The organism is Paenibacillus sp. E194, from assembly GCF_000935845.1.
In the GTDB taxonomy this organism is placed as follows: Bacteria; Bacillota; Bacilli; order Paenibacillales; family Paenibacillaceae; genus Paenibacillus_B; species Paenibacillus_B alvei_B.
Genome location: NZ_JMDX01000037.1, coordinates 1 through 25,453, shown reverse-complemented (window position 1 = coordinate 25,453; position 25,453 = coordinate 1). Strand labels below are relative to the sequence as shown.

Genomic DNA, 25,453 nt, shown 5'->3' with positions numbered 1-25,453 from the left:
CTCCTTATTTTTTTAAGTCAGCAAATAAAATATTTACTTGTTTCATCAGGTCAAGATCGTTACTAAAAGATCCAATAAGACAAAAAATATGTTCCAAGCACTCGTAAATTTTTTTATGTTCGCTCAATTCCACAAACATAGTAGCACTTGTAATAAAATTCTGAATTGCTTCTCTTACATCACCTGTATCACACAAATATTTTCCTTTATTCAAAAAATAATGTGCACGTCCAGAAACAATAATCGGACTTTCAGAGTGCTGAACTAAATACTCTGATTCACGTTTAATCAGTTCAGTTGCTGAATCCATATCATTTTGTAAACGATATATTTCTAACAGCGAGTTCACAGCATTTAATCTATAGGATGGAAGTTCTAAGCAATCCTTAAATTGTTGGATTGCCAAGCGAATATTCCCTTTTTTCTCATTCAATCTAGCAGTCATATAGTCTACATTTTTCTGCACGAAAGGAAAGCTGAACAAACTAAATGTTCTCAAATATTTTTCCGCCATATCATATTGCTCAAGTTCAAAATATGACGAACAAATCGCTAAAGTAGAGTATGCGCTAAAACTGCTTTCCACATCTTCTTGAATGACTGCATTTTTACATAACTCTATACATTCATTGTACAGGCCCAAATTAAACGCATGAACGCCAAGCTTGTAATATAAAGTGGCTTTCTCCTCACGAGATAGAAATTCGACATAATGGAGTACATATTGCCCGGATTGGTAAGTTGCCTCCATCTTCGAGAAATCGTCTCGCTCAATCAAATACTTATGTAAGGTCCCTCTCGCAACGAATCGTTGAATTCCATGACTTCGTGCATAGGTAATAACGATGTTCAGTAATGAGAGCTTCAGCTCATTATCGTTCGATATTTCTTGAACTATTTGAAAAAGCTTGCCTAGCAGAACTTCGCTCTCTTCATTGCGGGATGCTAATAGATAGGAAGCGATCTCAGCTGACAAGGAGTAATCCCCACTCGATGTTGAATTATGCAATAATCCGAACCAAGTGTCTGAACGATGGTCAGTCAAGGACAAAGCATCAATCACTTCGCGCAAGGGCACGTTCAGAACGGAAATAATGGGTTGTATGGTCGCGTAATCAGGCCGTTTAATGTCCCCATTCTCAATCTTGGAGATGCTGCCTCGGTTAATTCTTGTCAACTCCGCCAGCTTCGCCTGCGTCATTGACCGTTCATACCGATAACGTTGAATTAATTCTCCTAATGTCGAATAAACAGCACTGATGGAACCCACTCCATCACCTCCTTATTATGGAATTTATTGTCTTAATTCTATCATTATATATATCTCTTGTAAATCCCTCACATTCCAACAAAATGAATATTTATTCGACTCGTACTTTCTACTATTAAAGGTAAACTAGTGAACACCTTTTGTCGATAACCTCGTGCTGAATTTATCGTTCCTTAACAATTCTAATCATTATGTAAGCAGTAAGGATGTCGTTTTTTTTAGAGCAAAACCATATCTAACAAAAAAGCTGCCCGGACAATAGTGCCCAAAGCAGCTTGTATGATCCTTTTATCGAATTTCGGACGGGCTCCGTCCTGTATATTGCTTAAACTGGCGGCTGAAGAAGAATATATCCCTGTATCCTAATGCATCCGCCACTTCCGTCACATTCATTCCAGCATGATGCAGCAGATGCTCCGCTCGTTCAATTCGAGAACGAATAATATACGTCTGCACAGACATCCCGATCAGTTCCTTGAACTTCACTGAGAAATAACGCGGGGACAACTGCGCTCGCTTCGCCAAATGCTGAATACGATGATTGGCACCTGGATTTTGCCTGATGTAATTCGCAATTTCATGAATGGATTCCGCAAGCTGATGACTCGTCTTCCGCTCATCCGGCTCTTCCTTGTCTGCGCGCAGCAGATGAATCATCAACTGCTTCAGCACAAGCTGAGCTTCAATCTCTGCACCATACGTATCCCGCAAAAACAAGCGCACATATCTGGCAAGCAAATGTTCGAAGTCAACCGTTTCATGCAGTTCTCGATAGGACATGGGAATGTCCGACAATGATGCATCCACATCAAAATGAATATAAGTTAATGTCAGCGGCTTTTGCGGATTATGTGTTGCGGATGTATGATCCCCCGGACGGAATAAGAAGCAGCTGCCTTTACGAATCTCATAGACTTCGCCATTCAGCGTCAGCTCTCCCTCCCCACTCCATACATAGAACAGGTCATAGTTCGGCATTGGCTTCTCTCGCTTCTGCCATTTCCAGTTCGGTTCACATGTAATCTTCGCGCAAGCCGGCTTCAGAATGTACTGCGTCGGCGATGCTTGTAACACGGTAGTGCCCCCTTCTTTCTCTCTAACATGGTCTCTTCTCCATCATAATTAAGTCAATTTCATGTAGGATTGCTCGAAAAATTTGCACTATTTCACTATAGTACCATCACTTTTGCAAAATTTGAACCTCATTCTTTACTCATCAAATATTAGGCGTATCGTTTTTGTATGCCGCTTATAGGTAATGATAACCAATTCATCGTGACGAATGAAGAGCCATAATGCTATAATGAAGAAAGTATTTCAAGGGCGTATTCAATGCATGCATGGAATGGGCCCTCTTACAATGATGGTGGAAGGATGGACGCCATGAATCAACTGGCTCAACAATTGAACGAAACAATTCAACAGCACAATCCCAACATTTATGCCATGCTCTCCCGGCTCGCGCAGCAAATCTACTTCCCGAAGGAAGGCATACTGAGCCAATCAGCAGAAGCCAAAAGCAAGGCCAAGGCATTCAATGCCACAATTGGCATCGCTACTGAAGGCAATACCCCAATGCACCTCAGCGTCATTCAGGATACGTTGTCTGCCTATGACCCTGCTGATATCTATCCCTATGCACCGCCAGCAGGCAAGCCTGGACTGCGCAAAGCATGGAAAGAAAAAATGCTTACGGAGAACCCATCGCTTAGCAATGTAACAATCAGCAATCCGATTGTGACGAATGCATTGACGCACGGACTCAGCATCGTTGCGGATCTATTCGCGGATGAAGGCGATGTTGTGGTGCTTCCAGAGAAGAACTGGGAGAACTACGAGCTCACGTTCGGCATTCGCCGCAATGCAGAGATGGTCTACTATCCGTTATATAATGACAATTGGAAATTCAATAGTGCAGGACTTCGCGATGCCTTGCTTGCGAATAAGGACAAGGGTAAGGCAATCGTTGTCTTGAACTTCCCGAATAACCCAACTGGCTATACACCTGGAAGAGAAGAAGGCGAACAGATCGCTGCGGCCTTGCTTGAAGCAGCAGAAGCAGGCATGCGTCTCGTCGTGGTAACAGATGATGCTTACTTCGGACTCTTCTTCGAAGACTCCATGCATGAATCCTTATTTGGCAAATTGGCTTCCATTCATCCTAACATCCTGCCAATTAAGGTCGATGGAGCTACGAAGGAAGAGTATGTATGGGGATTCCGCGTAGGTTTCATCACGTACGCAGCTGAGTCCGAAGCACTGCTCGCTGCCTTGGAGCAGAAGACAATCGGAATCATTCGGGCTACCATATCCAGTGGCCCTCATCCTTCGCAGACGTTCGTGCTTCATGCGCTGAACTCTCCAGAGTACGGAGCGCAGAAGCAAGCCAAGTTCAATCTGATGAAGGCGCGTGCGAACAAAGTGAAGGAGCTGCTTGACAGCGGCAAGTACGGAGATGTGCTAAGCTACTATCCATTCAACTCCGGATATTTCATGTGCTTGAAGCTTCAAAATGTACATGCCGAAACCTTGCGCACACACTTGCTCGAGCAGTATGGTGTCGGCACAATTGCTCTTGGCGATACCGATCTGCGTGTTGCGTTCTCCTGTATTGAGGAGAACCAATTAGAGCAATTATTTGATACAATCTATCAAGGGATTCTTGATCTGACGAAATAGCACCCTGTGCTTGTTCGTGCAATTCAGCAGCCCTATTATCGTGCAACGAACAATTGTCGCCTAAAGGAGTAGAACACTGCTCCTTAGGCGGCTCTTTTTATTTTAGATTCGTTCTCTGTGCTATCTTGAATCTTTCCTCCAACATTATGCAGCTATACGATATTCCCCTCCCCTAACACAAGTTTGTATGTTACAATTTCCCAATATTAATAATTCTTATAGAAAAGGGGGATATCCTTGCGTTTTATTGAATCACCGCCATTCGCGACTGCAGGCATGACCACGGCTGAACTGCTCTTCTGCGGGAGAGCTGATATTCAGGACGATGCTACATTATCTGAACGCTGGCTGCTCATTTCCCAAGATGAAATCTTCATATGCACCTCTTCCGGAAAATTAGAAAAACGCATTCTTGTAAGCGTTGTCAACAGGTGCCGAACGAATGATGCGATAGGCAGCTCACAGCTCATCGCAGATACTGAGCACGGTTCGATCGTACTCGTTCGATACACATCGATGGAAAATGTGAAGTTCACGTTCGCTTGCCGACTGATCCAAGCAATCATTCAGGGAGATGAGCTGCCGCTTCCATCCGTGGATGACATGCCGCGGAGGTGCTCCAAATGTGGGGCACGACTCGTTAACCAGAACGAAAGCTGCCTACGCTGCACCGATAAGGGCAAGGCATTCAGGAGAGTGCTGGACTATGCGAAGCCTTTTAAGAAATGGATGTTGGTTGCCTCATTGCTCGTCATCGCCACAACGTTAATTGAACTTATCCCTCCTTACCTCACGAAAGTTATCGTCGATGATGTCCTGCAGACGACACATCCCGCCGCATCCCTGCTCGCACTCGTACTGATGCTTGGTCTTGTTCAGCTCACACTTTCTGTCATGACGACCGTTCGCGGCTATATCAGCGTACATACAGGCAGTAAGCTTATGCATAATATCCGTGAGGATGTATATGGCTCTCTGATGAAGCTGTCGCTTGGATTTTTTGATCGCCGCCAAACTTCGCAGTTCATTGGGCGAGTCAACCATGACGCCGACGTACTCAGTCAATTTTTGAACGATGGCGTCGTATGGGTTACCAGCCAGATTCTGCTCATCATCTCCATTTTCACCATGATGGCTTCACTCAATTGGCAGCTTACTTTGCTTGCACTCGTCCCAGCTCCCATCGTCATCTTCTTCTCTTTTGTCATCTGGCCATTCATTCATCAGCGCTGGTACATGCACTGGAGAGCGCTTAATCGCATCAACACAATTGTAGGCGATACACTCCAAGGCATTCGCGTCGTAAAAGCATTCGGACAAGAGAGCACAGAAAGAAGTCGTTACCATGAGGCGAATGATGTGTTAATGAAGCAGTCCATTCGTGTAGACGGACTTTGGGCAGGTGTGTTCCCTTTGTTCTCCCTTGTGACACAATCTGGTTTGCTGCTCGTCTGGTTCGTTGGAGGTCAATCCGTACTTGGTCAACATATGACACTTGGAACGCTTATGGCGTTCATTGGTTACTTAGGTATGTTCTTTGGCCCACTGAAATGGTTCAATCAAGCCGTAAACTGGACTAGCCGGGCGTTTGCTGCCGCAGGCCGCATATTTGAAATTATCGATATGAAGCCCGAGGTACCTGACCGAGATCAAGCTATGCCACTCCCCTCTGTTCGCGGAGCTGTACAATTCGAGAATATTAGCTATGGTTACGAGAAGCATCGTCCCGTATTGAAGGAGCTTACGCTTGCTGTACAGCCTGGAGAAATGATCGGTATCGTTGGTCATTCAGGAGCGGGGAAGTCCACGCTCATTCATCTGCTCTGCCGTTTCTATGATCCTGACAGTGGCCTCATTCGCATCGATGGGATCGATATTAGAGACATGAAGCAGGAGAGCTTGCGTCAGCATATCGGAGTCGTTCTTCAGGAAACCTTTCTATTCGATGGTTCTGTTGCCCAGAACATTGCTTATGCGAAGCCTGACGCATCTCCAGAGGAGATTATGCGTGCCGCCAAGATAGCGAATGCACATGACTTCATCATCCGAATGCCCGATGGTTATGATACTCGGGTCGGCGAACGCGGAGCACGATTATCCGGCGGTGAGAAGCAGCGGATTGCCATTGCACGCGCAATTCTCCATGATCCGGCAATCCTGATTCTCGACGAAGCTACCGCTTCTGTCGATACCGCCACAGAGCGCCAGATTCAAGAAGCGATGATGAGACTCATTCGTGGACGCACGACCTTTGCTATTGCTCATAGGCTGTCTACGCTCCGCCATGCCACTCGTATTATTGTCCTGGATCAAGGCAGGCTCGTGGAAGTCGGCTCCCACGATCAGCTTCTCTCGCAGAATGGAGAATACGCGAAGCTTGTGCAGGCTCAACAGGAAATGTCTGAAATGAAAGGGGAGTATCTCTTTGCCTGATGTACATGTCCAAGAACCGCTCCATCTAGCCGAGCAAGAAGAACACATTCGCAACCAGTCAGCGAACAACACTAACGATCATGAGCAGCCCGCCACTTCCATAAGTGCATTTGCGGAAGATATCCGCTATTTTCCTTCCGCCGTATCCTTTCGCCACAGTGAAGGAGGCCTGCTGGAGCTTAGGGATGGAGATACGGTAACAACGGAAGTATCAATCTATCGGGCATTTCCATTCTCTCACGCCTTATGCTACTTATCTGTACGAGATCGTGATGGCAAGGAAATTGGCATTGTACGCGACTTGCAGCAGCTGGATTCCAGCAGTCAAGACGCTATTCAGCTCGAGCTGAGGCGTCGGTATTTCATTCCTAGAGTGGAGAGTATTGTGAGCATACATGAGAAGAACAATGTGTGGAAATGGGAGGTTAACACTGATCGGGGAACAATGAGGCTCGAGCTGGAAACTTTGCATGAGCACGTCCAGCCTTCACCAGAAGGGGGAATGATTCTGCTCGACAGCTTCGGACGACGCTGTATCGTGCCTCCGATCTCTGAACTAGACACAGGAAGCAAGCGATGTCTGAACCAGTTGTTCTAAATTCAAATAAAGCCAGTGCCGGCAGCTTCCACACCGTCACTGGCCTTTCCACCGTTCGAGCTATATTATGAACGATCATCTAGAAATGATCGTTTTCATTCGTCTGCTCCCCTCCCCGACTCATCCAAACGAAATCAACTTCTTCCCAGTTCATATCGATTTCCGGTAAGACGAACTGCCCGCCCAATCCACCAAGTCTGCCAGATTGTGACGTATTCTCCCGGGCGCTAACATCATACTCTATCCGGATCCCGACAATCGGGTAACTACGTGTGGCGTGAACACCAAGAATTTGCTCGGCAGCCAGACGGACGCAGCCGACATGCTGCTTCCAGCTCCCCGCCTCATACGGCAGCAGCACTGTTAATTGAATATCATACCCTTTATTTGCTAAGCGCTGCTCAGCTCGGAACAAGGCTTCTGCCTGCATATCGATCCATTCTCCAACTGCGTTCGACAGCATGCAATTATCCCCATTCCCAGAATGAAGCCACTGCTTCCATTGCTTAAGCTTCAACCACTGCTGATGCAGACGATGCCGTTCCACTGATAGATCGGAATCGGCCGCAAAGCGCTGAACCACTCCCATTCGCAACTCCAGATCAGCTATACTCGGCAGCAGCTGCATAATTGGGGCATCGAGCAAACGCACATATCCATGTATAGCAGCATGTCGATGAAGGACAGCCAACATATGTTCATATTCGGCCGTCATCAGCGGAAGCAGCTTCTGAAGCGCTGCATCACGTTCTCCCTTCGTTCCAGCAAGCAGCATTTCACGAATGAGACGAACACGTTCCGACTTCATTAACAAGCTATGACTTGGCGCCAGCAGCAACTTGTGATACCCTGCTTCTGCAGCAGCCTGCACTTCTGCAGAACTGCCGCACTGCGCAACATGCAGGCCATTTGATTGAGGCGAATAAGGGACGAAGCTCTTGTATTCCGTCTCCCGCCACAATGTGCCCACATGATGAATGTGCTGCTGATGCAATTCGATAATCCGTATGCCAGCCGTACTGTTGGAATTGCTATGACGCTGGACAGCCGTCTTATTCCACTGCTCCGCCTGATTCGAACTAAGCTTCAATGTACAGTACCTCTCTCTCCATCACTGCTGTTTGCTCTCTACAGTCGCACATATTGCACTCCACATAGTACACCATGACTTTTTCCGTATCTTGCTCGGCAATTATCCGATCGCACCTCTTGCATATGATTGCCCCAAGTAATAGCTGACGACGTCCTTGCTCCATCGGACATTCACCTCTCCCTTCATCTGCATGACGGGCATCCCCTGCCGAATTCAATTGGCTGCATATTTGATGATGATAGCGGATTCATCCATCCCATTACCATAACTATGACGTCACAATGTATCGTATTCTTGTCGCTGCTTGTACGACTAGACACGAAATAAAGAATTAGTGCATATTCATGAACTGCTTGTAAAACATACTGACAGAAAAAAGACAAGGAAGCAGATAAAGCATCTCTCCCTTGTCCCGTATAGACAATCGCAGTTATTTAATTGGTTCATACGCTTCGAGATGTTATTCTAGGAACCCTTATGTTGTAATCTTTATGCTTACAATTCGATTAATCTTCATCATCCTTGCGCGGCTTCGAACGTTTCCATCTAGTCAACAAGACGATTGCCACACCTGATCCGATCATGGCTAGCTTGAATGAGACCGATAATGGCCCGACTGCAATTGGCAGCAGCAGCGCGAAGGCTGCTAACGCATGCGCAACGGTACTAGCATATAATGCCGCTTCATGACGTGCATGCACGGGAAGTGGATAAACTTCCTGCCACACATCATGTCGATGGAAGGCAAACACGGCCCCCATCTGTGTGCCTGCAACGAATACAACTGCTGCATACAGCAGGAGACTCCACTCTGTAGCATTTGTCCAATATAAAAGCACAGCGCCAATGATGACCAGCCTCAATAAGATGCCCAGCAGCTCACTTCGCACCAACGTCTTCATCAACAAATAACGATAGGCAAATGGCTTCCGCAATGCAAATCGATTGCCTATAAAATTGAGCCACGGTCTCGCATATCGACGTTCGTCTGTAGCTGGCAGATCCACGAATCCACTCAAAAACAAATAAACTCGTCCCTCATGTGCCCTCTCCGCTTCGAAATGCGCCTCCCATGGAAAACGCAGCGTTCTCCCTGTAACCAACCAGCCTATGTACACCAACCCACTCACACCGATGACAAGAAGCGCAGCAGGCATATTGAGCCACAGCCAACAAGCCGTTGCTCCCCAAGTCCATAGATAACGCACGTACCGGGCAGCAATTCGCCGACGATTGTCACTATAGTGGCGCTCCTTCCAAGCGCCAAATGCAGCAACCGCCTTGAGCATCAACAATAGGATCAAAGTAAAGATGAAGTTCTTCGGATTATCCTCTGCACGGCTGTATAACGGCCACAAAACACACCACACAGCAATAAGGAGTACTGTTCGCGGCCATAGGCTATAGCGTACGCTTCTCTTCATATAGCCAGACATTCGATGCTCTATGCGCAGTAGAAAGGCAAGATCGGCCGGCCGCAGCAGCGTGCGATAGGTCGTATAGGTAACTGCGGGCGCTACCAGCAGCAGGGCAACCTCCTTAATCGGAAAAGAAGGCGGAATGTGCTCGATGAAGGAAGCATATAACGCCGTCCCTGCCACGAGCACGAATAGCATGAGTGCCCCGAGTCCGCTCTGTAGGACGTAGCGCATATAAGGCATGACCTTGCCCCAGAATTCACGCTTGCGGCTTGCCCATAGCTCCTCAGGATGAAGAAGCACCTCTGTCAGACTATTGACGGTGGATGCCTCCTTCGTTCGGGTCTGTGTCATCGCTGTACACCATCCACAGAACCAGTGATACGCTCATCGCTCACCCACGCATAGAACAGCTCCTCCAGCCGCTCTTCTGCCCGCTTGCCAGACTTGGCCTCGTATTGATCATGCATATCATGCACCGTGCCCGCTCCGAGAACTTTACCATGATGCAGAAGCACGAACGAATCACAGTAATGCTCAATCGTCGACAAAATGTGAGAGCTCACCAGCAATGATGCACCCTCTGCCTGCACCTGCTTCATATATTGGAGCAGTGATCGAATACCGAGCGGATCAAGTCCAAGGAAAGGCTCATCTATAATATATAAAGGCGGCCGAACAGCAAACGCGCACATGAGCATCGTCTTCTGCCGCATCCCCTTCGATAAATGCTGTGCAGCTTTATCCAGATGTACGGTCATATGGAACATTTCAGCAAGCTCCCGTACCCTCTTCTCAAATACCTCTTGTTCAACGCCATATGCGGTAGCCGTCCATACCAGATGCTCGCGCACTGTCAGTGCATCATACAGAATCGGCGACTCCGGAACATACGCAATAGCAGCACGATACGCTTCCGCATCCTCCGCCAGCGTCTTTCCATGTATGGCAACGCTTCCTGCTTGCGGCTCAAGCAGTCCTAATATATGCTTCATCGTCGTACTCTTCCCTGCGCCGTTCAATCCAATGAGGCCAACCATTTCGCCTGCATTCACTTGCAAGGAGATATCATGCAGCACAGGTCTGCCTGTACTGTAACCGCCAGTTAGTCTATCAATCTTCAATAAAGGCTTCATGCCTCTTCACCTCACTGTTCTCATTATATCGAACAACCTGACAGGAAGCGAATGGATATCCTCTAATCACGGCCTTACATTTCTGTAACAATAAGAGCGTTTTGTATGAACAATAAAAAGCCGTCTTTTTCTCAGACGGCTTTTTCACACAAGAACCCTATTAATTTCATCAACCCGACTTTCCATCATTAGTAGAACTTGATTCTTTGCCCTTCTCTTTAGCCTTGCGCGCTTTTTCGTCTTCATGCGCTTTCGTTAACGCTGCCTGCCCCTTGGCTTCCAGTTCTGCAACAGCCTCATCCACGGATTTCTTTTTCTCAATTACGGCTTCGAGGGCTTGCTGAACCATACCATCATAGGTGCTATAAAAAGCGCTAGGAACATGTTTGTTCCACCATCCATAGGCCGAGGAGGATTTTGGCTTCAGCATATAGAGCGGATCCGAGCTCTTGCCCGCAATATCCTGCTTATACTTCATTCGTGTCGGCAAGCTTCCCATCATGGAACGCGAGGCTGCCTTGGCCATTTCATTGCCGTTGACAAACTTGACGAACTCCCACGCTGCGCGCTTATTCGCTGAGTCGGCAGACACTGTATAAATTTCAGATAAATTCACATAAGTAGATTCGTCTGGAGACGAAGGGTCGATCGGACCTGTGACGAAGTTCCAGGCAAACTTCTTCGCCTTCTTGTCGTAAGTCGAACGATTATCAATCTCTTGCGCGAGCCAAGTACCACTCATCATCATTGCTGCCTTCCCTTGAACGAACAAGTTATTATTCATAAATTGCACTTCTTCGCCCTTCGGCGGCATATATACAGCCTTGCTTCGCAACGCATCCGTTACCAATGTAAAGGCCTGTTTCCAGCCATCAGCGTTAATCAGCAGCTTTTCACCCTTCGCATCAAATTGCTTCAAAGATGACGAGCTGACAATATCTTGAAACAGATTGCTCATGTTCCCATACTCCTGATAATACCCATAGACCTGATCCTCACCGGAACCAATACCGCTGAATCGTCCGGCCAGATCCAAGACGTCCTTCCAGCTCATCTTGTTGTTCGGCAATTCAATATGATGCTCCTTGAATAAGTCTTCATTGTAATACAAGACTCGCGTATAAAAGGAAGGAGCGAGGCCATACAACTTGCCGCCCCCTTTGCTTTTAATACGCTCGATAAGGCCTGGCATAAAATCTTCTAAATCGAACTTTTCTTGTGCAATGATATCATCTAGACCGTACAGCTTCCCCTCTTCGGCGAAGGTCTCAAAAATATCCTCGCTCAGAAGCATAACGTCTGGCTTATGTTTCTCTATCATTTTCTTCAGTGCTTCTTGATAGTCGTCGCTCGAATTGAGCTCCTCCATACCAACGACTTCAAATTCGATATCCGGGAATTTAATATTGAAGTAGTTCCCATACTGCCTATAGAATGCTTCCTCATTATAATAAAGAACTTTAATCTTTCCCTTTCCTTCCTCAAGCGGCTCTAACACCGGCTTGTCCCCAAGACAACCGCTTACGAGCAACATGGCTGCAAGCAGTAAAGCACTCAACTTCCAGAAATTCCATCTCACCAACACATGACCTCCCACCCTCTATTTTCCAACAGGTATAGTATAACAGCATCCCTTCAAACGATCAGTACCTATTCTCGCCACAAGAAGGCATGCAGAATAGGTACTGTAACGTCATATATATCATTCGGGCAGGTTAGCCACCTGATTTAGTAGATCCTGTGGATTCTGTAGAGCCTGTAGACTCTGTTTTCGTCGAAGACGAATCTCCTTTTTTCTCTTTCGCTAGACGCGCCTTCTCTGCCTCTTTCGCCTTTATCAATTCGGCTTGCCCCTTTGTTTCCAATTCAGCTACCGCTTCGTCTAACGACTTCTTGTTATCGACGATATCCTGCAACGCTTTCCGCAGCAATTGGTTATAAGGCTCGTAAAATTCCATAGGAATATTTTTGTTGTAGCGCTCAGCGGTAGACTTCGGTTTCAGCAAGTAGAACGGTTCCGTGCTTCTGCCGTCGATTTCTTTGAAAAATTGATTGCGGGTCGGAATTTGTCCACTCAGCGCTCGGGAAGAAGCCTTCGCCATTTCTGTGCCATTGACGAACTTAACGAATTCCCACGCCGCTCGCTTATTTGGAGAATCTGCGGCTATCGCGTATATTTCAGATAAAAACACATTGCCAGACTCATCAGGTGTTGCCGGATCTACCGGTGCCGTGACGATATCCCAATCGATTTGCTTCGCTTCCTTGTCATAACGATGTCGATCCTTAATTTGACGCGCAAACCATGTGCTCTCAATCATCATTGCCGCCTTGCCTCTCATGAACATATCATTACCGAACCGCATCATTTGTCCATTCTCACCATTATCACGTGGTGGAACATAGACAGCCTTCGACCGTATCGCATCGGTAGCAAGGGTGATGGCCTTCTTCCAACCGTCCGAATTAATAAGCAGCTTCTCGCCCTTCTGGTCTACCAATTTCAAGCCAGAGGTAGAGACAATGTTGTCCATCACACGCTCTACATCTCCATAGTCTTGGTACAGTCCAAAGATCTGATTGTCTCCTGAACCGATACCCGTAAAGCGCTTCGATAGATCGATAACCTCCTGCCAACTCATCTTATTGCGTGGAGGCTCGATATTGTGCTCCTTGAACAAAGCGCGATTAAAATACATTACATTCGTATAGAAAGATGGAGCAAGGCCATACAACGTACCGTTCCCTTTCGCCCGAATCATATCAATAAGGCCTGGCATATAGCCTTCCAAATCAAATTTCTCCTGTGCAATGATTTCCTCTATGTTGTACAACTTCCCGTCCTTCGCATAGGTTTCATACATGGTGTCATTCAAGAACAAGACGTCAGGCTTATGCTTATCAAGAAACTTTTTCATTTCTGCTTCATAATCAAACGGCTCATTATCCTTCCGGTTCGCGTACATATCTTCTGAGTTTACAACCTCGAATTCAATATCCGGAAATTTCACATTAAAATAGTTGCCATACTGTTGATAGAATGATTCCTCGTTATAGTAGAGAACCTTAATTTTGCCTTTCCCCTCATCAAGCTGCTCCAATACGGGCTTCTCCCCGAGACACCCGCTCAACATAGAAGTAATCGTTAGTAGAAATATGACGAGCCTCCATTTCGTCTTCACACACAACTCTCCTTCCTATTTTTCCAAATATCAACAATAAGTATATAGATCATTTTTCCATCATTCAACAATAGAATTGATTTTATGTGAAAGAAATCAATTTCCCCTGCTACTTCTATCCGATCTCATAATGAATAAAAAATCCGCCATAGAAGGATCTATGACGGATCTGTGATGCATCTTGATTCAGATTCTATTATTTTTTATCTTTTGATTTGGCCTTTTGCTCTTCATACGCCTTATTAAGCATTTGCTGCCCCTTCGTTTCCAGTTCAGTCACGGCTTCATCCACCGTTTTCTTATTATCGACGATCGCCTTTAACGACTCCTCTACCAATGGCATGAATTCTTGATGGAATTTGTCTGGAATTTTACTGTTCCCCCAGAATCCTGATGAGGTGATGCCCAATTTAGGTTTCAGCAGGTAGAATGGCTCGGTGCTGCGACCTTCGATTTCTTTGAAATAATCCTTGCGTGTAGGGATACGGCCATTATTGGAGCGCGCTGCAGCCTTTGCCATTTCAGGTCCATTCACAAACTTGACGAATTCCCATGCTGCACGCTTATTTGGGGAATCCGCAGCAACCGCATAAATTTCCGACAAATTCACGTTGCTCGACTCATCTGGACTCGATGGATCGATTGGCGCCGTTACAATGTCCCAATTGATCGGTTTTAACTTCTTATCATAAAGAGGTCGATTTCTAAGTTGCTGAGCAAACCAAGTCCCCTCCGTTACCATAGCCGCCTTGCCTTGGTAGAACAGCTCATCCATTCCGCCGTTTCGCTGCTCGGAGGATGGAATGCCGATTGATTTATCCCGAATGGCGTCTGTTGCCATCTTAATGGCCTTCTTCCATCCATCTGAATTAATCAGCAGCTTCTCGCCTTTCGTATCGAATAAGTTTAATGCAGCAGATGAGACAATTTGGCTTACGATTGACTGCGCATCTCCATAAGATTGATAGAATCCATAGATCTGATTGTCCCCCGAACCGATACCTGTGAATCGTTTCGATAAATCGATAACTTCCTGCCAGCTCATCTTGTTGCGCGGCGGTTCAATATTATGCTCCTTAAATAAATCACGATTATAATACATTACATTCGTGTAGAAGGACGGTGCCAGTCCGTATAGAGTGCCGTTCCCTTTGGAGCGGATCATATCGATCAGACCTGGCATATAGCCTTCCAGATCAAATTTCTCTTGGCCAATAATCTGCTCGATACCATACAGCTTGCCGCTTTGCGCATATTTTTCAAACAATTTATCATTTAACAACAGCACATCAGGCTTATTTTTCTCTATAAACTTTTCCATCTCTCCATCATAATCAAATGGGTCGCCATCCTGACGATTGGCATACAGATCTTGATAGCTAACGACTTCAAATTCGATATCCGGATATTTAATATTAAAATAATTGCCGTAGTCATTATAGAAAGATTCTTCGTTATAACTAACGACCTTAATCTTGCCTTTCCCTTCTTCCAGCTGCTCCAGCACCGGTTTTTCCCCGAGACAGCCGCTCATTAAGGCGACTACCGTAAGCAGCAGCACCCCTATTTTCCACTTCGATGCCAATTCATTCTCCCCTTCCTATTTTTCGCACAAAGAGTCATAATATATGCTCATTTGTACATACCCCTATTTACTTAGACGACTTTACCAACCATTTGGTTTCCTAGATTCAAGATTTTAGACATATTTTTCTCGCTCCCTGCCTAATAAATGGAGGTATAAACAGAATAATAAAGGGTATACGGTGGCAGTTTCTATTTTTGATCATTTGATTTGGCCTTTTGCTCTTCATGCGCTTTATTTAATAATTGTTGGCCTTTCGCTTCCAGTTCAGCCACGGCCTCATCCACCGTTTTCTTATTATCGACTACCGCCTTTAGCGACTCATCAACCAATGGCATGAAGCCCTCATTGAATTTCTCTGGAGCTTTAGTATCCCAAAATCCTGAAGAGTATGTACCCAATTTAGGCTTCAACAGGTAGAATGACTCGGTGCTGCGGCCATCAATCTCCTTAAAATAGTCCTTGCGTGTTGGGATAGTGCCATTCATTGAACGTGCAGAAGCCTTCGCCATTTCAGGTCCATTCACGAACTTGACGAATTCCCAAGCCGTACGCTTATTCGGGGAATCAGCAGCAACCCCATAAATTTCAGATAAGCTCACGTTGCTCGATTCATCAGGACTCGAAGGATCGATTGGCGCTGTTACGATGTCCCAATTGATTTCTTTTAGCTTCTTATCATAACGAGGGCGATCCCTGAGTTGCTGTGCAAACCAAGTCCCCTGCTTTACCATTGCTGCCTTGCCTTGGAAGAACGGCTCATCCATCCCACCGTTTCTCTGCTCGGAAGATGGATTACCAATCGATTTGTCTCGCACAGCATCCGTTGCCATCTTAATTGCCTTCTTCCATCCATCCGAATTAATAAGCAGCTTCTCGCTCTTCGTATCGAACAGGTTCAATCCAGCGGATGAAACGATTTGACCCACGACAGACCGTAAACCTCCATGGGATTGATAAAATCCATAGACTTGGTTGTCTCCCGAACCGATCGAAGTAAATCGCTTGGACAAGTCGATAACTTCCTGCCAGCTCATCTTGTTGCGAGGTGGCTCAATATTATGCTCCTTAAATAAATCTCGATTATAGTACAGCACGTTCGTATAGAAGGACGGTGCCAATCCATATAGAGTACCATTCCCCTTGGAGCGAATCAGATCGATCAGGCCAGGCATATAGCCTTCCAGATCGAATTTTTCCTGGCTAATAATTTGATCAAGGCCGTACAGTTTGCCATTTTGCGCGTACTTTTCGAACTGTGTATCGCTTAAAAGAAGCACATCAGGCTTGTTTTTTTCTATAAACTTGTCCATCTCTTCTTCATAATCAAATGGTTCACCATCCTGATTATTGGCATCCAGTTCTTGATAGCTAACGACTTCAAATTCGATATCTGGATATTTAATATTGAAATAATTGCCGTACTCATTATAAAAAGATTCCTCGTTATAACTAACGACCTTAATCTTGCCTTTCCCCTCTTCCAACTGATCCAGCACCGGCTTTTCCCCGAAGCAGCCACTCATTAAGGCTACTACCGTAAGCAACAGCACCCCTATTTTCCACTTTGATGCCACTTTCTGCTCCCCTTCCTCTCTCTCCGCACACATCATATTCATATATGTACATATATAGGTATCTACTTAATTAGACGATGAAGCCTAGGGTATGGTTTCCTAGATTCGATAATATATCCATAATTCCCCCTAAACTCTGCCTAGTAGATGAAAGAAACCACCTGTAACACGGAAGTGAAAACTCACTTATCAATTGTCAAACAAAAAACCGCCGCAGATTCAACATCTGCGGCGGTCCTGTAGTAACCCTCAAGTCAATTCAATTATTGGCGCTTCTTCTCTTTCAACCATTTTGGTGCGCCTTTATCCTTGTCCTTGCCAGAACGCTTGTCCTTTGACGCCGGGCGATACCCAGCCGACGACTTGCTCAACGGCTGATTCGCAGCTGGCTTCGTCTTCGGACGACGTGATGCATCATTCGACTCGAAGATGCGACCGTTGTAGAAGTCGCGCTCATGGATAACGATTCCGAGCTCACGTTCGAATTTGCGCATAATGAACTGCTCACGAGGAGAGATCAGGTTGACGGACACACCTTGACGTCCCATGCGACCTGTTCGCCCTGCACGATGAACATAATGTTCCGCATTCAATGCAGGCTGAGCACTGAAGATATACGGCAGATCCGGTATATCTAATCCACGTGCAGCTACATCAGTAGCTAACAGCAACTGGAACTGTCCCTCACGGAAGCGTCGAAGGACATTCACCCGCTCCTGCTTCGGCGCATCTCCGTATAACGAAGCAACTGACAAGTTCGCATAGCCCAGCTTCTGCTCCCATTCGGCAATCTCAGATGAGTCATTGATGAATACGATTGCCTGCTTCGGATTCCAATGACGAACGAGACGGCGCAGCATATCAATCTTATCGCGCTCCTCGCATACAAATACAAGATGCTCAATCGTATCCGCTATCCGCTTCTCCGGCTCAATGCCAATGTTAACGGGCTCTTGCATCCAACGTGCCGCAAGAGCCTTCACCTCAGCAGGTAGGGTAGCGGAGAAGAACAGAAGCTGACGATCACGCAGCGCGCTGCGCATAATTGAATCGGTATCGCTCGCACCGCCCTTCTGCAGCACATGATCGACCTCGTCCACGACGATGGTGCGCACCTCGTGCATCTTCAGCTTGCGCATCTCAATCAATTCATGAATCCGGCCCGGAGTACCAATGACAAGCTGCGGGTGAAGCTTCAGCTTCTCTACCTGGCGCTTCAATGCCGCACCGCCTATCAGCGACGCAATTTGAATGTCGCTGCCCTCACTGTAATATTCCGCTTCCCGAACAATTTGCATCGCAAGTTCTTGGGTAGGCGCAATAATCACGGCCTGTGTTGATCGCGCATCTTGCTGAATCCGGGTTAGCACAGGAAGCAAGTACGCAATCGTCTTGCCCGTACCCGTCTGTGATTGTGCAAGGACGTCGCGTCCTTCCAATGCAGCAGGAATTGCCGCAGCCTGTACGGGTGATGGCTCCGTAATATGTCTGGCCTCCAGCCGAAGCTTCAGCTCTTCTCGTATTGCAAATGTGTCAAATGTTGTACTCAACTTGTATCGTTCCTCTCTATGGAAGGCGATGATTCATGATAATGAACATACCTTCCCATTGTTCGCTGTATCCATTATATCGAAAAGAAGTCTTCACTCCAACTTTCCAAATGATTGCTCGTTATGATAGCCTAAACATGCACATCTAAAAAAGTAAGGAGGTATCTGCAAATGACCGACAACCTATCCGCTTCATTCGATGCGCTTCTCGAGAAATATGCCGATTTGCTTACCGGACACACTGACCCTGCAACGGTAGAAAAAGTGAAAATGTGGGCGCTCTATAATCATATGCACAAAACAATGCCCAACTTAACCCGTCATTGGAACAATGCCAATCCAGAGGGCAAGGCAGCCGTTCGTGCGCTGTTCGAGGAAATTAAGCAAATGAATGAGGCTCACCGTGCCAATGAAGGCGACGAGCAGTAAGACGAGTAGTATTTGAAGCACGCCAATCGTGCTCAGCACACAAAAAGTCCGCCTTCTCCTGATCCCAATTCGAACAGGAGTGGGCGGACTTCGCCATGCCAACCATCGGAATCGCCAATGGTTGCCTATCCTAACAACATCCACATGTTTATTTCTTATTCAACATTTTAGCCGCAATCCGGTTCGATATTCTCGGAAACAACCCATACAGCCGCCCTCCGAGCGCACCAATCCACGGGAGATCCACTTCCTGCTTGCGGGTCTCCATCACCCGAACAATATGCCGCGCAACCTTTTCTGGCTCCATCATGAACCAACGAATATTATTTACATATTGTCCGCTTGGATCCGCCTGCTCGAAGAATGGTGTGTTCACAGGTCCTGGATTCACTGCGGATACAGCAACACCTGTCCCTGCCAGCTCCATGCGCAGTGCATTCGTGAACCCCAGCACCGCGTGCTTCGTTGCCGTGTAGCCTGCAGACTTCGGAGACCCAACCTTGCCTGCCATAGAAGCTACATTGATGATATGTCCTTCTCCCCGGGCCAGCATATGAGGCAGAACCGCCTTCGTGCAGCGCACCGTTCCCATGTAATTCACATCCATCATCGCAGCGAACTGCGAGGATGGCATATCTACAGTCCGTTCAAACAAGCCGAAACCTGCATTATTCACCAAGATATCGATACGCCCATACTTCTCCATCACAGTGGAAATTCCGCGCGTTACATCCTCATCCTTCGTTACATCCATCGTATAGACGGCAGGTGAAGGCGTCATCGAGACAGCCGCGACTTCCAACTTCTCTAGGGAGCGCGCCGTTAAGATCGGAACGGCTCCCTTCGCAGCAGCTGCTTGAGCAGTCCAAGCCCCAATTCCACTCGATGCTCCAGTGATAAGCACAATCTTGTCCTTCAGTTCCATTGATTTACTCCTTTACCCGCCAATCCGCACCATGTCTAACGCTTATATACAAAGCAGGTGCAGTTGGTCAGAACTGCGTCGCCGCATTAGGATACAACGTCGACTTTATCACTTTAGCCGATATGCATCAGTACATCAAATCGACCGATTCCATCCAATAATAACGGCACAGCCAAGACCTCTTGAATAGGACCAGCATGATCAGCCGATATGAGCAGCTGGGGAGGTGTTATATCAACGCTGATTCCCTGATTGTACATCAGTGACGTTGCGTTGCCACTAATCATGTTGCCTAGCTCTGAAATGGCGCTCTCACCGATAGCATCAAGGGATGCAAGAGGAGCTCCCCCCATCATAGCCGATGCCATTTTCAACGCCACATCTTCGTTCAAGCCAAATGCTACCTGTCCGGACAACTGCCCCGTCAGACCGACCTGGATGCGAAAATCATGCGTACCGCTCCAACTTACCATTTGAAGCTCTCCCCGACTGGGACGGACTTGCACAATTTGTTCAATAACTGTGCTTGCCGATTGCAAAAAAGGTTGAATCCATTCGGCTCTCATCTCAGCTATCTTTTCCCCTTTCCGACATTAATGGAGTATATTCGACACATTCCGAACGTCCTATACTTCCACTTTTCTATGCCTATTATACTGAAAACAGGTCATCCAAGCACTATATGTTTTATCATTTTCACAAGAAAAACATATCCGAATTAAGTTTTTGAGTATAAAGAACTACTTCCTTGGGTTCAATTCGACATTTTTCTTCCTTTCTTCTTCTTTGCAGTTCTTGCTGTAAGAAACAACTCTTTCCCATTAGTAGGCAGCCTGCCTTCTTTTCGGATTTTTTGTTCCTTAATCAATGGATAATATGATCTTTCCACGCGCTTTATTATTGGTGATTTGTTCATGAGCTTTTTTAGCATCCTCAAGCGCTAATATATCTCCGGTCTCCGGATGTAAAATACCGGATTGCAGGAAAGCCTTAATAGCATGCAAACTCTCCTCATACTCATCGGGTAGCGCATTCCAAAGAGCTAGCCCTAAAATATCTGCTTCTTTCATCATCGCCGCTCTCGGATTGATCTCAATACTGCCCCGGTTACCAACTACGACGATGCGGCCATAAGGTGCGATTATTTTTAGATCAGTCTCCAAATTCACATTCGCCAAAAATTCGATGATTACGTCGGGTCCTCTCTCGTGTGTCAAAGACATAATTTTATCTATAGAAGCTTCCGTGATGTGATCGAGTACATGTAAGGCCCCTGAAGCTTTCACCAAAGATTTCCCCTCTTCTGAACTTGCCGTTCCTATCACCGTTGCTCCCAAGCCTTTAGCCATTTGTACTGCCAACAAACCAACGCCTCCGCTTGCCCCGTGTATCAAGACGGTCTCACCCGGCTTAATTTTCGCCCTGTGAAACAGAGCTCGATAAGCAGTAAGTGCTGGAATACCAAGAGACGCACCTTGCTCGTATGAGATTGAATCCGGTAAGCGGCGAACAGCATTTGCATCGCAAACTACCTTTTGCGCATACGTACCCGTATTCCGCTTAGCCAACAGGGCAGTTACGAAAACGCGATCTCCCACTTGGAGATGCGTTACTCCCTCACCTATTTCATCTACTACTCCAGCTCCATCAAACCCAGGCGTATATGGCAGCTCTGGAATACAGAAAGAGTATGTCCCTGTACGAATGTAGGTTTCATTTGGGTTCACACCAGCAGCAAACAATCTCACACGAACTTCATTAGAGGCGGGAATTGGCTCGTCCACTTCCGCGCACTGCAAGACCTCAGGCCCACCAAACTTATCGATTTGAATCACTTTCAACTGTATTCCTCCCATTCATATGAAGATATGTCCAGTTAAGCTGTCATTATTATGCTGATTCGTATACATAAAAGTATCTACTATTTCCATATGAGTTTCCAGATTCGCATCAAATTTCTCAGGAATTATCGACAAATGAACATAAATGCATACCGGTTCCATTGACCGGAACAGACATTGAAAACATTTCCACTGTCGCTTGCAACAACTCTGGTCAATAGCTTGCGTAACAAGTGTTGGGACAGATTGCTGTAACCTTACCATGAATCCGAAAAATTACAAAATTGAATAAAATATGTAATAGATCTGTAACGAGTACATATGTGCTTTTTCGATATAGTAAGAGAGGTTATTCTGAACGTTGATATTTGTTCACACGGTTAGGAGATATAGGCACAAGGAACGAGTAAGAGAATATCTGACACTCACACCCCTTCATCCTCTTCGCTACGAACACTGTTCACAGCAAGCAGGACTCACCTGAAACCTTTACCAGTTTATTATTCAAATCAATCATGTTCCCATACATCTCAAGAAAGGACATCAAGACTACAATGAAATGGTTATGCATGAGACTTCATCCGAATAACGATTCAGTAGTAAGGTTATTCGTCGTGGTCACACCACACATAGGGGGCGTCCAAAATGCATGAGCTTCGACGCAACGATAGACGCTACATGCCCGCCCTGGATGGCCTGAGAGCAATTGCTGTTCTAGCCGTCATCGCCTATCACCTGAATCTTGACTGGGCTCAAGGAGGCTTTTTAGGTGTCGGCATTTTCTTCGTCTTGTCCGGTTACCTTGTAACGGATTTACTGCTTGCCACAAAGCAGCAGCGAGGTGCAATTGATCTGTACACGTTCTGGGTACATAGGGTGCGCAGACTTGTTCCCGCCATTCTCGTTATGCTGCTGTTCAGCGTTGCTTGGTTAACTATTTTCGATCCTGCGCGCTTGGCCAAACTACGAGGGGATATATGGTCAACCTTCGTGTATGGGAACAACTGGTATCTCATTTTTCACAATGTTTCTTACTTTGACAGCTTTGATTCGCCCTCCCCCTACCTTCATTTATGGTCACTTGCCGTTGAAGGGCAATTTTATCTGGTGTGGCCTGTACTACTCATTATTGGATTAAAGCTTGCACCAAGGCGAGGTCAGCTTCTGCTCGGAATTGCAGCGGCAGCAGCGGCTTCTGCATTGGCAATGGCATGGCTGTATGAGCCAGGCACTGATCCAAGCCGTGTATATTACGGTACAGACACGCGGGTATTCGCTCTTCTCATTGGGGCTGCACTTGCAGTCGTATGGCCTAGCAGACGTCTTGCCTCAAACACAGATCATAAGGCAGGCTTAAGCCTTGATCTAATAGGGGCTCTCGGATTAAGCGCTATGCTCTATATGATTGTAGAAGTAAGTGAATACGATGATTTTCTATATCAAGGGGGATTCGTGCTGCTCTCTATTGTGAGCGCACTTACGATTGCGGCGCTTGCACATCCAGCAAGCCGCTTGAGTAAGTTGCTCAGCTGGGGACCGCTCGTATGGATCGGCAAGCGATCATATGGCATTTATTTGTGGCATTATCCGGTCATAATTCTCACTAATCCTGAAGTCAATACAAGTGGATTCGATGGGACGCGCGCCATGCTGCAGGTCACCGCGAGCGTGCTGCTCGCCGCCTTGTCGTGGCGTTATATCGAACAGCCCATCCAACGCGGCTGCCTCTCCCAACTATGGCGCAAGCTGCGCGAGCAACCTAATTGTTGGCATCGGCTATCGTGGAAGCATTGGTCAGTCTCCGCCTGCTGTGTTCTGCTGCTTACCCTTTTCTACGTTGGAATGAGCGGTCGTTCCTTAGTGGATGCCGCCCAAGCCCAATCCGAGGAACCTGCTGTTAACAAGCGAATAGTCATCACGCATGACAATCTGGGAACTGCATCTAAGGCTCACCAAATTGAAGATATCGGCGGCTCCCATGCAGCCAAGGATACGACACCTAAGAAGCCGAAGCGCTCTGATGCTGCTTCTGATCCCATCAAGAAGCCCAGCACTCCAGGTGCCGATAAACCATTAGAATCTAGCTCAACTGCCAAAGGAGGCGGGCAGCCTAAAGGCAAGCAGACACAACAGCCGAATCAGTCGTCTCACGCAGACCGCGCATCCGACAAGAAGCAGAACTGGTCTATTACGGCAATCGGAGATTCAGTCATGCTCGATGTTGCTCCCTATCTGAGCAAGCAGCTTCCTGGTACTGTTGTCGATGCGAAGATTGGAAGGCAGATGTCTGAAGCCGGCGATATTATTCAGGGGTTGAAGCAGAACGATAAGCTTGGCAGATATGTCATCATCGCACTTGGAACAAACGGCATATTTGGTGAAAAGCAGTTAAACAAACTGATCGAATCCCTTTCTAATGTTGAACAAATTATTTTCGTCAATACGCGCATGCCTGAGAAATGGGAGGGCAAGATCAATGCGTTGTTAGCGAAAACGGCTGCTGCCAATTCCAACATTACATTGGTCGATTGGTACAACGCCAGTGAAGACCATGACGATTATTTCGAGCCGGATGGCACTCATCTCGTACCTAAGGGTGCCAAAGCATATGCCGCTCTATTGGCCGATGCTGTTCAGTCTCTATCTGGAGTTAAGAATGAGCAGTCTGCTCGTCAACAAGGATCAGGACACAGTTCTGGCAAAGAATCTGTGGCACCACCTAGCGGGAAAACGCCCGCAACAAAACATTCATAACCAAAACAATGCTTTATCATATATAAAATTTTGTTCGATTTGTTTTATCCAGTGCTTAAGCAATTATTCGTTATCATCTGTAAGGTTACCTATTACGATCGCTGCAGGGTCTTGCCACATGTATGTATGGCAGGCCCTTTGTCTTTCCCAACAAGAGATCCATTCATACCTTACCCCGATTCGCAGCATGAATAACTTGTACGTTATAATAAACATATGAGGAAAACATTCAATAGTATGACATCCCTTTGAATTACAAGAAAAAGGAGTGCAACTCATGACAATGAATAAACTAACCGAACAAGAAAAAGAAGGCGTTTACAAGGCGATATACAATCGCCGCGATATTCGTACATTCCTTCAACAGCCCGTGTCTGATGAGCTGCTGGTCAAACTGCTGGAGGCTGCCCATCACGGGCCATCGGTGGGCTTTATGCAGCCGTGGAACTTTATCGTCATCAAAGACGCGGAGACCAAGGCGAAGTTGGCAGAAGTGGTAGATCGCGAGCGTCGTGCGCTGGCGATTCACTATGAAGGCACAGATCGCGACACCAAGTTTATGGAGATTAAAATTCAAGGCATTCTGGAGGCCCCTGTTACGATTTGCATTACATGCGATCCTTCGCGTGGCGGGGATCATGTTCTCGGTCGCAACTCCATTCCCGAGACCGATATTATGTCTGTCAGCTGCGCAATTCAAAATATGTGGCTCGCCGCTTACGCTGAGGGCTTGGCAATGGGCTGGGTTAGCTTCTATAAGAAGCCGGATATCCGGCGGATTCTGAACATCCCGCTTCATATTGATCCAACTGCCCTTATCTCTATTGGTTATACAGAGGATTATCCGGAGCGACCGCTGCTCGAAGCCTACAACTGGGAGAAGCGGAAAGTATTAAGCCAGCTCGTCTATGACAATACATGGGGCACTTCTTCCAATCTGCTGTAAATCTACGATAGGCAAGCTTCCCCAACTCAACAACAAA

Annotated in this window: 20 protein-coding genes; 6 read left to right on the top strand and 14 right to left on the bottom strand. The window is 46.6% G+C overall.

Going from position 1 to position 25,453, the window contains the following annotated elements:
* Window positions 1-4: 4 nt before the first annotated feature.
* Together AZ66_RS07615 and AZ66_RS07610 are read right to left on the bottom strand one after the other, a co-directional pair.
* Window positions 5-1,270 (bottom strand): helix-turn-helix domain-containing protein, encoded by a 1,266-nt coding sequence (locus tag AZ66_RS07615; protein ID WP_044354290.1) that lies wholly within the window; start codon window positions 1,268-1,270, stop codon window positions 5-7.
* Between the two features lie 288 nt (window positions 1,271-1,558).
* A complete protein-coding gene (locus AZ66_RS07610) occupies window positions 1,559-2,344 on the bottom strand; it encodes a helix-turn-helix domain-containing protein (RefSeq protein WP_028533760.1) in 786 nt (261 codons plus the stop codon).
* A gap of 309 nt (window positions 2,345-2,653) precedes the next feature.
* Here AZ66_RS07610 and AZ66_RS07605 point away from each other — a divergent pair, with 309 nt between their 5' ends.
* The 3 genes from AZ66_RS07605 (at window position 2,654) to AZ66_RS07595 (ending at window position 6,980) form a co-directional block, all read left to right on the top strand.
* The gene (locus AZ66_RS07605) at window positions 2,654-3,949 is read left to right on the top strand and encodes an aminotransferase class I/II-fold pyridoxal phosphate-dependent enzyme (protein ID WP_044354289.1); all 1,296 of its coding nucleotides are present in this window, start codon (window positions 2,654-2,656) and stop codon (window positions 3,947-3,949) included.
* Window positions 3,950-4,186: 237 nt separating this feature from the next.
* Window positions 4,187-6,382: an ABC transporter ATP-binding protein gene (locus tag AZ66_RS07600; protein ID WP_156159925.1), complete on the top strand. Its 2,196-nt coding sequence runs from the start codon at window positions 4,187-4,189 to the stop codon at window positions 6,380-6,382.
* Window positions 6,375-6,980: a DUF1854 domain-containing protein gene (locus AZ66_RS07595; RefSeq protein ID WP_231586777.1), complete on the top strand. Its 606-nt coding sequence runs from the start codon at window positions 6,375-6,377 to the stop codon at window positions 6,978-6,980. The genes AZ66_RS07600 and AZ66_RS07595 overlap by 8 nt, the downstream gene beginning before the upstream one ends.
* 79 nt (window positions 6,981-7,059) lie before the next feature.
* On the opposite strand, the gene AZ66_RS29680 is transcribed toward AZ66_RS07595, so the two are convergent.
* The 9 genes from AZ66_RS29680 to AZ66_RS07555 form a co-directional block, all read right to left on the bottom strand.
* On the bottom strand, window positions 7,060-8,070 hold the full coding sequence (locus tag AZ66_RS29680; protein WP_052648432.1) for a hypothetical protein: 1,011 nt from the start codon (window positions 8,068-8,070) through the stop codon (window positions 7,060-7,062).
* On the bottom strand, window positions 8,060-8,236 hold the full coding sequence (locus tag AZ66_RS31285; RefSeq protein ID WP_152523862.1) for a GapA-binding peptide SR1P: 177 nt from the start codon (window positions 8,234-8,236) through the stop codon (window positions 8,060-8,062). Before AZ66_RS31285 ends, AZ66_RS29680 begins: the two co-directional genes overlap by 11 nt.
* Window positions 8,237-8,579: 343 nt before the next feature.
* Complete coding sequence (locus tag AZ66_RS07585; protein ID WP_082061490.1) at window positions 8,580-9,845, bottom strand: ABC transporter permease; 1,266 nt, start codon at window positions 9,843-9,845, stop codon at window positions 8,580-8,582.
* On the bottom strand, window positions 9,842-10,627 hold the full coding sequence (locus tag AZ66_RS07580) for an ABC transporter ATP-binding protein (RefSeq protein ID WP_021261960.1): 786 nt from the start codon (window positions 10,625-10,627) through the stop codon (window positions 9,842-9,844). Before AZ66_RS07580 ends, AZ66_RS07585 begins: the two co-directional genes overlap by 4 nt.
* A gap of 169 nt (window positions 10,628-10,796) precedes the next feature.
* The gene (locus AZ66_RS07575; protein ID WP_331436886.1) at window positions 10,797-12,206 is read right to left on the bottom strand and encodes an ABC transporter substrate-binding protein; all 1,410 of its coding nucleotides are present in this window, start codon (window positions 12,204-12,206) and stop codon (window positions 10,797-10,799) included.
* A gap of 136 nt (window positions 12,207-12,342) precedes the next feature.
* Window positions 12,343-13,809, bottom strand: coding sequence for an ABC transporter substrate-binding protein (locus AZ66_RS07570; RefSeq protein ID WP_044354288.1), 1,467 nt, complete (start codon window positions 13,807-13,809; stop codon window positions 12,343-12,345).
* Window positions 13,810-14,005: 196 nt separating this feature from the next.
* Window positions 14,006-15,394, bottom strand: coding sequence for an ABC transporter substrate-binding protein (locus AZ66_RS07565; RefSeq protein ID WP_021261957.1), 1,389 nt, complete (start codon window positions 15,392-15,394; stop codon window positions 14,006-14,008).
* Window positions 15,395-15,585: 191 nt separating this feature from the next.
* Complete coding sequence (locus AZ66_RS07560; RefSeq protein WP_082061489.1) at window positions 15,586-16,971, bottom strand: ABC transporter substrate-binding protein; 1,386 nt, start codon at window positions 16,969-16,971, stop codon at window positions 15,586-15,588.
* A gap of 263 nt (window positions 16,972-17,234) precedes the next feature.
* The gene (locus AZ66_RS07555; protein ID WP_044354287.1) at window positions 17,235-18,521 is read right to left on the bottom strand and encodes a DEAD/DEAH box helicase; all 1,287 of its coding nucleotides are present in this window, start codon (window positions 18,519-18,521) and stop codon (window positions 17,235-17,237) included.
* A 171-nt stretch (window positions 18,522-18,692) separates the two neighbouring features.
* On the opposite strand from AZ66_RS07555, the gene AZ66_RS07550 reads away from it, so the two are divergent.
* Window positions 18,693-18,950 (top strand): DUF2573 family protein, encoded by a 258-nt coding sequence (locus AZ66_RS07550; protein ID WP_044354286.1) that lies wholly within the window; start codon window positions 18,693-18,695, stop codon window positions 18,948-18,950.
* 148 nt (window positions 18,951-19,098) lie between these two features.
* Here the strand turns inward: AZ66_RS07550 and AZ66_RS07545 are convergent, their stop codons facing one another.
* The 3 genes from AZ66_RS07545 to AZ66_RS07535 all read right to left on the bottom strand — a co-directional run bounded on the left by AZ66_RS07545 (window position 19,099) and on the right by AZ66_RS07535 (window position 21,710).
* Window positions 19,099-19,875 carry an SDR family NAD(P)-dependent oxidoreductase gene (locus tag AZ66_RS07545; RefSeq protein WP_021261953.1) on the bottom strand — a complete coding sequence of 259 codons (777 nt, stop codon included), beginning with the start codon at window positions 19,873-19,875 and terminating at the stop codon, window positions 19,099-19,101.
* Window positions 19,876-19,988: 113 nt separating this feature from the next.
* Window positions 19,989-20,441 (bottom strand): chemotaxis protein CheX, encoded by a 453-nt coding sequence (locus AZ66_RS07540; RefSeq protein WP_021261952.1) that lies wholly within the window; start codon window positions 20,439-20,441, stop codon window positions 19,989-19,991.
* A gap of 294 nt (window positions 20,442-20,735) precedes the next feature.
* On the bottom strand, window positions 20,736-21,710 hold the full coding sequence (locus tag AZ66_RS07535; protein WP_231586778.1) for an NADPH:quinone reductase: 975 nt from the start codon (window positions 21,708-21,710) through the stop codon (window positions 20,736-20,738).
* Between the two features lie 651 nt (window positions 21,711-22,361).
* Between AZ66_RS07535 and AZ66_RS07530 the strand changes: the two genes are divergently transcribed.
* Complete coding sequence (locus AZ66_RS07530; protein WP_052648431.1) at window positions 22,362-24,470, top strand: acyltransferase family protein; 2,109 nt, start codon at window positions 22,362-22,364, stop codon at window positions 24,468-24,470.
* A gap of 283 nt (window positions 24,471-24,753) precedes the next feature.
* A complete protein-coding gene (gene bluB / locus AZ66_RS07525) occupies window positions 24,754-25,416 on the top strand; it encodes a 5,6-dimethylbenzimidazole synthase (RefSeq protein ID WP_028533753.1) in 663 nt (220 codons plus the stop codon).
* The last annotated feature ends 37 nt before the right edge of the window (window positions 25,417-25,453 follow it).

What these genes read in the sequence shown, in the direction of transcription:
- AZ66_RS07605 (WP_044354289.1), top strand. Translation starts at nt 2,654, where the DNA reads ATGAATCAACTGGCTCAACAATTGAACGAAACAATTCAACAGCACAAT.
- AZ66_RS31285 (WP_152523862.1), bottom strand. Translation starts at nt 8,236, where the DNA reads ATGGAGCAAGGACGTCGTCAGCTATTACTTGGGGCAATCATATGCAAG.
- AZ66_RS07585 (WP_082061490.1), bottom strand. Translation starts at nt 9,845, where the DNA reads ATGACACAGACCCGAACGAAGGAGGCATCCACCGTCAATAGTCTGACA.
- AZ66_RS07580 (WP_021261960.1), bottom strand. Translation starts at nt 10,627, where the DNA reads ATGAAGCCTTTATTGAAGATTGATAGACTAACTGGCGGTTACAGTACA.
- AZ66_RS07550 (WP_044354286.1), top strand. Translation starts at nt 18,693, where the DNA reads ATGACCGACAACCTATCCGCTTCATTCGATGCGCTTCTCGAGAAATAT.
- AZ66_RS07545 (WP_021261953.1), bottom strand. Translation starts at nt 19,875, where the DNA reads ATGGAACTGAAGGACAAGATTGTGCTTATCACTGGAGCATCGAGTGGA.
- AZ66_RS07540 (WP_021261952.1), bottom strand. Translation starts at nt 20,441, where the DNA reads ATGAGAGCCGAATGGATTCAACCTTTTTTGCAATCGGCAAGCACAGTT.
- AZ66_RS07530 (WP_052648431.1), top strand. Translation starts at nt 22,362, where the DNA reads ATGCATGAGCTTCGACGCAACGATAGACGCTACATGCCCGCCCTGGAT.
- bluB (WP_028533753.1), top strand. Translation starts at nt 24,754, where the DNA reads ATGAATAAACTAACCGAACAAGAAAAAGAAGGCGTTTACAAGGCGATA.